Annotated in this window: 12 protein-coding genes and 1 tRNA gene; all 13 read left to right on the top strand. The window is 63.2% G+C overall.

Annotated features, from left to right (window positions below; all coding sequences use genetic code 11):
- The first annotated feature begins 7 nt into the window (after nucleotides 1–7).
- The 13 genes from AC07P1_RS00065 to AC07P1_RS00005 all read left to right on the top strand — a co-directional run bounded on the left by AC07P1_RS00065 (nucleotide 8) and on the right by AC07P1_RS00005 (nucleotide 12,149).
- Entirely contained in the window at nucleotides 8–1,546 is a 1,539-nt protein-coding gene (locus AC07P1_RS00065; protein ID WP_494693945.1) for a Do family serine endopeptidase, read from the top strand.
- 140 nt (nucleotides 1,547–1,686) lie between these two features.
- The gene (locus AC07P1_RS00060; RefSeq protein WP_494693944.1) at nucleotides 1,687–1,953 is read left to right on the top strand and encodes a glutaredoxin family protein; all 267 of its coding nucleotides are present in this window, start codon (nucleotides 1,687–1,689) and stop codon (nucleotides 1,951–1,953) included.
- Nucleotides 1,954–2,139: 186 nt separating this feature from the next.
- Nucleotides 2,140–3,933 carry a translation elongation factor 4 gene (gene lepA, locus AC07P1_RS00055; RefSeq protein ID WP_494693943.1) on the top strand — a complete coding sequence of 598 codons (1,794 nt, stop codon included), beginning with the start codon at nucleotides 2,140–2,142 and terminating at the stop codon, nucleotides 3,931–3,933.
- The gene (gene lepB, locus AC07P1_RS00050) at nucleotides 3,930–4,850 is read left to right on the top strand and encodes a signal peptidase I (protein WP_494693942.1); all 921 of its coding nucleotides are present in this window, start codon (nucleotides 3,930–3,932) and stop codon (nucleotides 4,848–4,850) included. Before lepA ends, lepB begins: the two co-directional genes overlap by 4 nt.
- A 46-nt stretch (nucleotides 4,851–4,896) precedes the next feature.
- On the top strand, nucleotides 4,897–5,307 hold the full coding sequence (locus tag AC07P1_RS00045) for a DUF4845 domain-containing protein (RefSeq protein WP_494693941.1): 411 nt from the start codon (nucleotides 4,897–4,899) through the stop codon (nucleotides 5,305–5,307).
- 55 nt (nucleotides 5,308–5,362) lie between these two features.
- On the top strand, nucleotides 5,363–6,178 hold the full coding sequence (rnc, locus tag AC07P1_RS00040) for a ribonuclease III (RefSeq protein ID WP_494693940.1): 816 nt from the start codon (nucleotides 5,363–5,365) through the stop codon (nucleotides 6,176–6,178).
- A 55-nt stretch (nucleotides 6,179–6,233) separates the two neighbouring features.
- Complete coding sequence (gene era / locus AC07P1_RS00035) at nucleotides 6,234–7,136, top strand: GTPase Era (protein WP_494693939.1); 903 nt, start codon at nucleotides 6,234–6,236, stop codon at nucleotides 7,134–7,136.
- A 10-nt stretch (nucleotides 7,137–7,146) separates the two neighbouring features.
- On the top strand, nucleotides 7,147–8,037 hold the full coding sequence (gene recO, locus AC07P1_RS00030) for a DNA repair protein RecO (RefSeq protein ID WP_494693938.1): 891 nt from the start codon (nucleotides 7,147–7,149) through the stop codon (nucleotides 8,035–8,037).
- A gap of 38 nt (nucleotides 8,038–8,075) precedes the next feature.
- Complete coding sequence (pdxJ, locus tag AC07P1_RS00025; protein WP_494693937.1) at nucleotides 8,076–8,834, top strand: pyridoxine 5'-phosphate synthase; 759 nt, start codon at nucleotides 8,076–8,078, stop codon at nucleotides 8,832–8,834.
- Complete coding sequence (gene acpS / locus AC07P1_RS00020) at nucleotides 8,831–9,229, top strand: holo-ACP synthase (protein WP_315221565.1); 399 nt, start codon at nucleotides 8,831–8,833, stop codon at nucleotides 9,227–9,229. Before pdxJ ends, acpS begins: the two co-directional genes overlap by 4 nt.
- Nucleotides 9,230–9,368: 139 nt before the next feature.
- Nucleotides 9,369–11,243 carry an excinuclease ABC subunit UvrC gene (gene uvrC / locus AC07P1_RS00015; protein ID WP_494693936.1) on the top strand — a complete coding sequence of 625 codons (1,875 nt, stop codon included), beginning with the start codon at nucleotides 9,369–9,371 and terminating at the stop codon, nucleotides 11,241–11,243.
- 137 nt (nucleotides 11,244–11,380) lie between these two features.
- Complete coding sequence (gene pgsA, locus AC07P1_RS00010; RefSeq protein WP_315221562.1) at nucleotides 11,381–11,962, top strand: CDP-diacylglycerol--glycerol-3-phosphate 3-phosphatidyltransferase; 582 nt, start codon at nucleotides 11,381–11,383, stop codon at nucleotides 11,960–11,962.
- A 114-nt stretch (nucleotides 11,963–12,076) separates the two neighbouring features.
- Nucleotides 12,077–12,149 (top strand) — tRNA-Gly (locus AC07P1_RS00005).
- The last annotated feature ends 2 nt before the right edge of the window (nucleotides 12,150–12,151 follow it).

Below are 12,151 nucleotides of genomic sequence, written 5' to 3'. Positions count from 1 at the left end.
ACTTTCCATGAAAAACAATTTCACTGCTGGTAGTAAAACTCTTTCCGCGCTGCTGGTCGGCGCAAGCGTATGGATGTCTCCGGCCCTGCTGGGCATGGCGCCCGCCACAGCGGCCGCGCCGGTCACCGGCGCCGTGCTGGGCTTGCCCGATTTCGCCGATCTGGTCGACAAGGTCGGGCCGGCGGTGGTCAATATTCGCACCACCGAAGTGATGAAGCAGGGCGGCCGCGGCGAAGAGCTCGGCGACGAGGAAATGCAGGAATTCCTGCGCCGCTTCTTCGGCGGCGCCATTCCCCAGCCCGGTCCCGGCGGCAAGGCCACGCCACCGGGCAGGGGCAATCCGCGCGGCGGACGCCGCCAGGCGCCGGAAGAGCCGGTGCAGCGCGGCGTCGGCTCCGGCTTCATCCTGTCGGCCGACGGCTATGTGATGACCAACGCCCACGTGGTCGAGGGCGCCGACGAGGTGTTCGTCACCCTGACCGATAAACGCGAATTCAAGGCCAAGGTGCTGGGCGCCGACGCCCGCACCGACGTCGCCGTGCTGAAAATCGAAGGCGACAAGCTGCCGTTCCTGATCATGGGTGACTCGGACAAGATCCGCGTCGGCGAATGGGTGATCGCCATCGGCTCCCCGTTCAACCTGGAAAACACCGTCACCGCCGGCATCATTTCGGCCAAACAGCGCGACACCGGCGACTACCTGGCGCTGATCCAGAGCGACGTGGCCGTCAATCCCGGCAACTCGGGCGGCCCGCTGATCAATATGCGTGGCGAGGTCATCGGCATCAATTCGCAGATCGCCACCTTGTCCGGCGCCTACAACGGCATTTCGTTCGCGGTGCCGATCGACGAGGCGATCCGCGTCTCCGAGCAACTGAAGAAGTCGGGCAAGGTCACGCGTGGCCGCATCGGCGTGCAGATCGGCGAAGTGAGCAAGGAAGTGGCCGAATCGCTGGGCTTGAAGAGCGCGCAGGGCGCCGAAGTGTCGCTGGTCGAGCCGGGCGGTCCCGCCGACAAGGCCGGCATCAAGTCGGGCGACATCATCCTGAAATTCAACGGCGCGCCGGTGACCCGCTCGTCGGACCTGCCGCGTCTGGTTGGCGGCACGGCCATCAACAGCAAGGCGACCGTGACGGTATGGCGCAAGGGCCAGCAGCTCGACCTGCCGGTGGTGGTGGCCGAGCTGGAGCCGGAGAAGGGCGCCAAGGCATCCAAAGGCAAGGGCAAGGGCAAGGGCGAGCAGGCCGAGCCTGAAGCGCAGGGCAAACCCAACGCGTTGGGTCTGGTCGTCAGCGATTTGACGGCGGACCAGAAGAAGACGCTGGGCGTCAGCGGCGGTGTGGTGGTCGAGTCGGCCGAGGGCGTGGCCGCGCGCCTGCAGGAGGGCGACGTGGTGCTGCAGCTCAATAACAGCGAGGTCAAGGACGCCAAGCAGTTCAACGCGCTGGTGGCCAAGCTCGATCCGAAGAAGCCGTCGGTGCTGCTGGTGCGCCGTGGCGAGGCGACGCAGTTTATTTCGCTGCGGCCGAGCGCGACAGCGAAGTAAGCCCAACCTCGGAGACACGTAGGGCGGATTAGCGCAGCGTAATCGGCCATGTAGGCGTCCCGGCGGCGCATGCATGGCCGATTACGGCGTTCCGCCTAATCCGCCCTACGTGTCTCCACGTCGGATCGAACAGCCCGTCCATGCTTTTTACCCTCTACTCGCGTAGTTACTGCCACCTGTGCCAGGACATGCTGGACGCTTTGCTGCGCCTGCAAACACCGTCGCGCCCGTTCACCGTCGACGTCATCGACATCGACACCTCGGACGATCCCACCCTGCTGGCCCGCTTCGACGAGCTGGTGCCCGTGCTGTACGCCGATCTGTCCGCCCCCGAGCTGTGCCATTACTTCCTCGACGAGCCGCGCGTGCTCGCCGTGCTTCACGCCCACTCCTTGCTCAATAAATAAGCAAAATAAATGTCGCAGTGCAGAAGTCGGCCTTTCCCCTCTGAAATCCGGTAAAATGCGGGGTTAGCTACATCAGGCGCTCGCCAGGGCATTACTGCCCCGCTCGGAGCGCTTTTTTTGTATTGCGCACAGGATGTCACTTCCACGCGCGCCCGTCGTCTCACCCCCGTTTTTGAATATTTGTTAATGAACAACATACGCAATTTTTCCATCATCGCCCACATCGACCACGGTAAATCGACCCTGGCAGACCGCATCATTCAACTGTGCGGCGGCCTGTCCGACCGCGAGATGGAGGCGCAGGTGCTCGATTCGATGGATCTGGAGCGCGAACGCGGCATCACGATCAAGGCGCAAACCGCCGCGCTGCAATACAAGGCGCGCGATGGCGTGGTCTACAACCTGAACCTGATCGACACGCCCGGCCACGTCGACTTCTCGTATGAAGTCTCGCGCTCGCTGTCGGCGTGCGAAGGCGCGCTGCTGGTGGTCGACGCCTCGCAAGGCGTGGAAGCCCAGACCGTGGCCAACTGCTACACCGCGCTCGACCTGGGCGTCGAAGTGGTGCCGGTGTTGAACAAGATCGACTTGCCGAACGCCGATCCGCCGACCGCGATCGCCGAAATCGAAGACGTCATCGGCATCGAAGCCGGCGACGCCGTCCATTGCTCGGCCAAGACCGGCCTGGGCGTCGAGGACGTGCTCGAATCGATCATCGCCAAGGTGCCGCCGCCGAAGGGCGATCCGGAAGCGCCGCTGCAGGCGCTGATCGTCGACTCGTGGTACGACCCGTACGTCGGCGTCGTCATGCTGGTGCGCGTGATCAACGGCACCCTGAAACCCAAAGACAAGATCAAACTGATGGCGACCGACTCGCTGCAGCTGGTCGAGGACGTCGGCATCTTCGCGCCGCGCTCGGTCTCCCTGCCGCAACTGTCGGCCGGCCAGGTGGGCTTCATCATCGCCGGCATCAAGGAATTGAAGGCCGCCAAGGTGGGCGACACCGTCACCCTGGCCAACCGTCCGGCCGCCGCGCCGCTGCCTGGCTTCAAGGAAGTCCAGCCGCAGGTGTTCGCCGGCTTGTTCCCGGTCGAGGCCAACCAGTACGACGCGCTGCGCGACTCGCTGGAAAAACTGAAACTGAACGACGCCGCGCTGATGTACGAGCCGGAAGTGTCGCAGGCGCTGGGCTTCGGCTTCCGCTGCGGCTTCCTCGGCCTGCTGCACATGGAGATCGTCCAGGAGCGCCTCGAGCGCGAATTCGACATGGACCTGATCACCACGGCGCCGACCGTGGTGTACGAGGTCGTCATGCGCGACAACAGCATCCTGAAGGTGGACAATCCATCGAAGATGCCGGAGCCGACCAAGATCAACGAGATCCGCGAACCTATCGTCACGGTCAACCTGTACATGCCGCAAGAATACGTCGGCTCGGTGATCACCCTGTGCATCGGCAAGCGCGGCGTGCAGATGGACATGGCCTACCACGGCCGCCAGGTCAAGCTGGTCTACGAGATGCCGATGGGCGAGATCGTGCTCGACTTCTTCGACAAGCTGAAGTCGACCTCGCGCGGCTACGCCTCGATGGACTACGAGTTCAAGGAATACCGCGCCTCCGACGTCGTCAAGGTCGACATGCTGATCAACGGCGAGAAGGTCGACGCGCTGGCCATCATCGTGCACCGGTCCAACTCGGCCTATCGCGGCCGCCAGGTGGCCGCCAAGATGCGCGAGCTGATCCCGCGCCAGATGTTCGACGTCGCGATCCAGGCCGCCATCGGTGTCAACGTGATCTCGCGTGAAAACGTCAAGGCCTTGCGCAAGAACGTGCTGGCCAAGTGCTACGGCGGCGACATCAGCCGGAAGAAGAAACTGCTCGAGAAGCAAAAGGCCGGTAAAAAACGCATGAAACAAGTGGGCTCGGTCGAGATTCCACAAGAGGCATTCCTGGCAATCTTACAAGTGGACGATAAATGAGCCTGCAAGTAATCTTAGGTAACTTCGCATTAATCCTGTTCGTGCTGATGGTGATCACGGGCGTGATCTGGTTCCTGGACGTGTTTTACCTGGCCAAGCAGCGCCGCGCCGCCGCCAACCGCGCGCTGGCCGAATACGACGCGCGCAACGCCAAGCTGACCGCCGACGGCATCAAGGTCGACAACAATGGTAACCGCGCCGCGATCGAGGCCGGCATCCTGCGCCAGCCGGTGTGGATCGAGTATTCGGGCAGCTTCTTCCCGGTCATCGCGCTGGTGTTCTTCCTGCGCTCGTTCCTGTACGAGCCGTTCAAGATCCCGTCGTCGTCGATGGTGCCGACCCTGCTGGTGGGCGATCTGATCCTGGTGAACAAGTTCACCTATGGCATCCGCCTGCCGGTGCTCAACAAGAAGGTCATCCAGATCAACGACCCGCAGCGCGGCGACGTCATGGTGTTCAAATATCCGCGCGACATGAGCCAGGACTACATCAAGCGCGTGGTCGGCGTGCCGGGTGATAAGATCACGTATGCAAACAAGCGCTTGACGGTCAATGGCGTGGAAGTGAAGTACACCGCGCTGGACGATTACCTGGACGACGAGCGCCTGGTCTACAACAAGCAGTACCAGGAAGGCCTGACCGGCGTCACCCACCGCATTCTGAACAGCGAACGCGCGCCGACGTTGAATCCGGCCGAAGTGCAGCAGTTCCCGTTGAAGGACGAGTCGTGCACCTACACCTATGACAGCTTCACGTGTGTGGTTCCTAAAGGCAACTACTTCATGATGGGTGATAATCGCGACAACAGCCTCGACAGCCGCTACTGGGGCTTCGTTCCTGATAAGAACATTGTTGGGAAAGCATTCTTTGTCTGGATGAACCTGGGTAATCTGCGCCGCATCGGCAGCATCCAGTAATCCTCAATAAGCGTGGTGAGCGCGGGGCGGACCGAAAGGGACTAACATGCAATCAGTTCGTCAATGCAGGAAACAGGGCACGCAACAGGGCATTTCACTGGTGGGACTGATCGTGGTCCTGGCCGTACTGGGCTTTATCGGCGTGCTGGGGCTCAAGATCGTGCCCACCTACACCGAATACCGGGCGATCCAGAACGCCATCGTCACGGCCAAGGCCGCCGGCGGCAATTCGGTGGTCGAGATCCAGAAGGCGTTCGACGCCAGCGCCACGACCGGGTACATCAGCTCGATCAACAGCCGCGATCTGGTCATCGGCAAGGAAAACGGCGAGATGGAAGTGAGTTTCGCATACGAAAAGAAAATCCCGCTGGTCGGACCGGCCAGCCTGCTGCTCGAATACCAGGGCACGACCGCCAAGTCCGGCCTGCCGGCGGCGACGGCGAAAATCGATGAATAAAGCCAGCCGATTAATTTAATGCGTCGAGTCGACGTCATACAGAACCGATCAAACAATGAATCTTCAGTTATTGCAAACCCGTTTAGGCTATACGTTCCAGGATGCCGGCCTGCTGCAGCAGGCCTTGACGCATCGTAGCCACAGCAGTTTGCATAACGAACGACTGGAGTTCTTGGGCGATTCGATCCTCAACTGCGTGGTGGCGTCCATCCTGTACGAGCGTTACGTGGCGATCGACGAGGGCGACCTGTCGCGCCTGCGCGCCAACCTCGTCAAGCAGCAGTCGCTGTACGAGATCGCCCAAAAGCTGGAGCTGTCGCAGTTCCTGCGCCTGGGCGAGGGCGAGTTGAAATCGGGCGGCTTCCGGCGTCCATCGATCCTGGCCGACACGCTTGAGGCGCTGTTAGGCGCCATTTTTTTGGATGGCGGCTTCAACCCGGCGCGCGACGTGATCCGCGCCTTCTACATCCCCATCCTCGACACCGTCGATCCGCAAACCCTGGGCAAGGACGCCAAGACCCTGCTGCAGGAATTCCTGCAAAGTAAGAAGATTTCGCTTCCGCTGTACAATGTGGTGGCCACCCATGGCGCCGCGCATAGCCAGGAATTCGAGATCGAATGCCTGGTGCCCAAGCTGGGCATCCAGGTCTACGGACGCGGCGGCAGTCGCCGCGCCGGCGAACAGGCCGCCGCCAAGCTGGCGCTGGAAGTGGCCGAGCAGGCGTTGCTGAAGACCCCGGCCGCCGGCCGCAAGGCCAAGCCGCGCGCCGCCCAGCTCAAGCTGGCCGGCATCGCCACCGTGCAGGGCGAGGCCGGCGACGAGGCCAAGCCGGCGGCGGATGCCGCGCCGGCCAAGGCGGCCGCCAAGTAATTGCTGGCATAAAGTATTACACGAAGCGCAACACCATACTCTGAAGCGATATAGCATGACTACCGAAACGACCCCCGCCAACTTCCGTTGTGGCTATATCGCCATTGTCGGCCGCCCCAACGTGGGCAAATCGACGTTGATGAACACGCTCATCGGCGCCAAGGTCAGCATCACCTCGCGCAAGGCGCAGACCACGCGCCACCGCATCACCGGCATCCAGACCCACGACGACGCGCAGTTCATCTATGTCGACACGCCGGGCTTCCAGACCCGCCACGCGAACGCGCTCAACAAGACGCTCAACAAGACCGTCACCAACACCCTGATCTCGTCGGACCTGATCCTGTACGTGATCGAGGCGGGCACCTTCGGCCCGGCCGACCAGCAGGTGATGGACTTGCTGCCGTCCGAAGTGCCGGTGATCCTGGTGATCAACAAGGCCGACAAGGTCAAGGACAAGGCGGTGCTGCTGCCGTTCGCCCAGCAGGTCGCGGCCAGGTTCAACTTCGCCGCCATCGTGCCGGTGTCGGCCAAGCTGCGCTTCCAGCTCGACGGCCTGGAAAAAGAGATCAAGAAGTTCCTGCCGGAGAATCAGCCGATCTTCGGACCGGACGACATCACCGACCGCAGCGAGAAATTCCTGGCGTCCGAGATCGTGCGCGAAAAACTGTTCCGCTTCGTCGGCGACGAGCTGCCGTACACCAGCACCGTGCTGATCGAGCAGTTCGAGCAGGAGGGCGACCTGCGCCGCGTGTTCGCCGCCATCCTGGTCGAGCGCGACACGCACAAGTCCATGATCATCGGTAACAAGGGCGCGCGCCTGAAGGAAGTGTCCACGCAGGCGCGGCTGGACATGGAAAAGCTGTTCGGCGGCCCGGTCTACCTGGAGATCTGGGTCAAGGTCAAATCCGGCTGGGCCGACAACGAAGCGGGTCTGCGCGCCTACGGCTACGAATAAAAGAGGACCGATGTCCAACACCACGCACGACGCCGAGGCTGATGCCGATAGCACGGCCGAACCGCGACAGGCAGCGCCTGGAGCGGAGCGTGGCGTAGTGCCCGTCACGACGGCGGCCCCCGTGGCCGCCATCCCGGCCCCCGCAAGTCCCCCCAAGCGTTCCCGCGCGCCGTCGCGCGAGCGCACCTTCGGCACCAAGGTCGCCGGCCAGCCGGCCTTCGTCCTGCACAGTTACCCCTACAAAGAAACCAGCCTGATCATCGATCTGTTCACGCGCGACTTCGGCCGCGTGGCCTTGATCGCCAAGGGCGCCAAGCGGCCGCACTCGCAGCTGCGCGGCGTGCTGCAAACCTTCCAGCCGCTGTCGTCGAGCTGGGTCGGCAAATCCGAGCTGCGCACCTTGACCGACGCCGAATGGGTGGGCGGCATGCTGCCGCTGGAGAAAACCGCGCTGCTGTGCGGCTTCTACCTCAACGAGTTGCTGGTCAAGCTGCTGGCGCGCGACGACGCCCATCCGGCCCTGTTCGACCACTACGTCGCCACGCTCAATCAACTCGCGCACAACGAACCGGCGCCCATCGTCTTGCGAAAATTCGAACGGGCCCTACTTAGGGAGACGGGAGTCTCGGCCGACCTGTCGCGCTGCACCGCCACGCGCGCGCCGGTGCGGGCCGACGTGGTCTACGTGGTCGATCCGGAGCGCGGCCCGCGTCCCGAGCGCGCGTCCGACCAGTCGCCGCGCGTGGCCGGCAAGACGCTGCTCGACATGGAGCGCGAGGACTACCAGGACGCCGCCACGCAATCGCAGAGCAAGCAGCTGATGCGCTTCCTGCTGGCGCACCACCTGGGCGGCGCGCCGCTGAACACGCGCCAGATATTGATCGACTTGTCGCAGTTATAACATCGCAGTCCAAGAATAAACATAAACGGTAAAGACAAATGAGCTACCTGCATCCTTCCGGCACCATCATCGACCTTGGCGTCAACATCGACCACGTCGCCACCTTGCGCAACGCGCGCGGCACCATGTATCCGGACCCGATCCGCGCCGCGCTGCTGGCCGAGCAGGCCGGCGCCGACTGCATCACCCTGCACCTGCGCGAAGACCGCCGCCACATCAAGGACGCCGACGTCATCGCGCTGGCGCCGCAGCTGCTAACCCGCATGAACCTGGAGGCGGCCGTCACCCGGGAGATGATCGATTTCGCCTGCCGCATCAAGCCGGCGGACGTCTGCCTGGTGCCGGAAAAGCGCACCGAGGTCACCACCGAAGGCGGCCTCGATGTCGTCACCCACTTCAACGCCGTGCAGGCGGCCGTCAAGCAGCTGCAGGCGGAGGGCATCCGTGTCAGCCTGTTCATCGACGCCGACGAGGCGCAGATCGCCGCCACGGTGGAAGCCGGCGCGCCGGTGATCGAGCTGCACACCGGCCGCTATGCCGACACCGAAGGCGCCGAGCAGGCGGCCGAGCTGGAACGGGTCAAGCGCGGAGTGCTGTTTGGCGTCTCCAAGGGCTTGAAGGTCAACGCCGGCCACGGCCTGCATTACACCAACGTGCAGGCCATCGCCGCCATTCCGGATATCGCGGAACTGAACATCGGCCACGCCATCGTCGCCCATTCCGTGTTCGTCGGCTGGGAGAACGCCGTGCGCGAAATGAAGGCCATCATGGTCTCTACCCGACTGGGGGCGCGGTGATCTACGGCATAGGCACCGATATCTGCAAAATTCCGCGCATCGAGGAGGCGTTGGCGCGCCACGGCGACCGCTTCGCGAAGAAGATATTGGGCCCGCAGGAGATGGAGAAATACCTGGCGCGCAAGGCCAAGAATCCGGTGCGCGGCATCCGCTTCGTCGCCACGCGCTTCGCCGCCAAGGAGGCCTTCGCCAAGGCCATCGGGCTCGGTATCCGCATGCCGATGACGTGGCCGGCCGCGCAGATGCTCAACGCGCCGAGCGGCAAGCCGATGATCGTGTGCAGCGGCGTACTGAAAGAATTCATGGACAAGAATAAGCTGACGACGCAGGTGACGGTCAGCGACGAGGCGGAATACGCCGTCGCATTCGTCATCGTGGAACAAAGCGTTATCTGAATCACGTAGGGCGGATTAGCGCAGCGTAATCCGCCAATGCGTGCGTCGTCGGCGGCTCACAGATGGCGGATTACGGCGTTCCGCCTAATCCGCCCTACGTGGATCAGTGGCGACGCGGCATTTTTAACCGAGACATGCAATGACAGAAGTCGCAACAACCGCAACCGTACCAGCGCCCGACCCGCGCGAACAAGTGCTGGCCACCGTGGCCAAGCTGCCCAACCTGCCGGGCGTGTACCGCTATTTCGACGCCGAGGACAAGGTCCTCTACGTCGGCAAGGCGCGCGACCTGAAAAAACGCGTCTCCAGCTACTTCCAGAAGAATATCGCCAGCCCGCGCATCGCCATGATGGTCGAGTGCATCGCGCGGCTGGAAACGACGGTCACGCACAGCGAGGCCGAGGCGCTGATCCTCGAAAACAACCTGATCAAGGCGCTGGCGCCGCGCTTCAACATCCTGTTCCGCGACGATAAATCGTACCCCTACCTGAAGATCACCGGCGGCGACTCGCCGCGCATGGTCTACTACCGCGGCGCGGTCGACAAGAAGAACCAGTATTTCGGCCCGTTCCCCAGCTCCTGGGCGGTCAAGGAATCGATGCAGATCCTGCAGAAGGTCTTCCTGATCCGCACCTGCGAGGACAGCGTCTACTCCAACCGCACGCGCCCCTGCCTGCTGCACCAGATCGGCCGTTGCAGCGGACCGTGCGTCGACTTGATCAGCAAGGAAGACTACAAGGTCGATGTCGAAAACGCCGCGCGCTTCCTGCGCGGACGCCAGAGCGAAGTGATGGAGGATCTGGAAAAGAAAATGCACGCCTACGCCGCCGACCTCAAATTCGAGCAGGCCGCATCGGTGCGCAACCAGATCCAGTCGCTGTCGCGCGTGCTGCACCAGCAAAGCATGGAAACCACCGGCGACGCCGACGTCGACATCATCGCCGTGCTGGTGCAGGGCGGGCGCGCCTGCGTCAATCTGGCCATGGTGCGCGGCGGCCGCCACCTGGGCGACCGCGCCTACTTCCCCAACCACGTCGGCGACGCCGCCGCCATCGCGGAAGACCCGATCGAGGTCGAGGTGCTGGCCGCCTTCCTGGCGCAGCACTACACCGAGAAATTCATCCCCGGCACCCTGATCCTGAATATCGAATTCGACCAGCCGGCGCTGATGGTGGCCTTGCAGGAGCAGTGCGGCCACCGCATCAACCTGATCTTCCAGCCGCAGGACCAGCGCCGCAAGTGGCTCGAGCTGGCGCAAAAGGGCGCCGAGATCTCGCTGGCGCGCCTGCTGTCGGAGCAGGGCTCGCAGCAGTCGCGCACGCGCGCGCTGGTCGAGGCGCTGGCGCTCGAGCCGGAGGACATCGACCTGCTGCGCATCGAATGCTTCGACATCTCGCACACGCAGGGCGAGGCGACGCAGGCATCCTGCGTGGTGTTCCACCACCACCAGATGCAAAACGGCGAATACCGCCGCTACAACATCAACGACATCACGCCGGGCGACGATTACGCGGCGATGCGGCAGGTGCTGTTCCGCCGCTACGAGAAGGTGGCCAATGGCGACGGTGTCATGCCCGACGTGGTGCTGATCGACGGCGGCAAGGGCCAGATCGAGATGGCGCGCCAGGTGTTCGCGGAACTGGGCCTGGATATCAGCTTGATCGTCGGCGTGGCAAAAGGGGAGGGGCGCCGCGTCGGCCTGGAGACCCTGATGTTCGTCGACGGCCGCGCGCCGCAGGAGCTGGGCAAGGAATCGGCGGCGCTGATGTTGGTGGCCCTGATCCGCGACGAGGCGCACCGCTTCGCCATCACCGGCATGCGCGCCAAGCGCGCCAAGACGCGCCAGACGTCGCGACTGGAGGAGATCGAGGGCATCGGCGCCAAACGCCGCCAGCGCCTGCTGGCGCGCTTTGGCGGCCTGCGTGGCGTGGTCAACGCCAGCGTCGAGGACCTGAAACAGGTCGAAGGCATTTCCAGCGCGCTGGCCGAGGAAATCTACCGCCAGCTGCACTAGGGGCGTGGTGGAGGGGCGGGGCGGCGTAGCCCCGGGGCAAACGTGCTGGTTTAATGTGCGGTGGCAAGGTAGACTAGCGGCGCGTAACTAAAATAGTCACAGCGAAAATATTCACACCAGCACCTTCACCCAAGCCTATGCCTTTCAATATACCGATACTGTTAACCTGGTTGCGCGTCGCGCTGATTCCGCTGGTGGTGGGCGTCTACTATCTGCCGACGACGATGCTGCCGGTGGCCGATCAAAACCTGGCGGCCACGCTGGTGTTCATCGTCGCCGCCGTCACCGACTGGTTCGACGGTTTCCTGGCGCGCCGCTGGAACCAGACCTCGGCCTTCGGCGCCTTCCTCGATCCGGTGGCCGACAAGCTGATGGTGGCGGGGGCCTTGCTGGTGCTGGTGCAGCTTGATCGCGCCAACGCCGTGCTGTCGTTCGTCATCATCGGCCGCGAGATCGCCATCTCGGCGCTGCGTGAATGGATGGCGCAGATCGGGGCCTCCAAATCGGTCGCCGTCAGCTCGCTGGGCAAGATCAAGACCACCGCGCAAATGACCGCCATCCCGCTGCTGCTGTACCACGACGTGCTGTTCGGCGCCATCGACACGCAGTTCTGGGGCGCGCGCCTGCTGGAGGTCGCGGCAGTGCTAACGGTGTGGTCGATGTTCTATTACCTGCGCCTGGCGTGGCCCCTGATCAAGGAAAAGGCCGGCACGTTGTAGGGTGGGGCGGGAACGAAATAAACTATATTCAATCTTTTTCATTCGGCAAAGTTTTGACCATTGACAGCGTGCACAGATCCTCTATAATGCTGGCCTGTTGTTGCTGATGACGACGCGGGAGTAGCTCAGTTGGTAGAGCGCAACCTTGCCAAGGTTGAGGTCGAGAGTTCGAGACTCTTCTCCCGCTCC

The sequence above is a fragment of the Duganella sp. GW821-FHT07F09 genome, from assembly GCF_059418705.1.
This window is presented reverse-complemented; position numbering and strand designations above follow the sequence as displayed.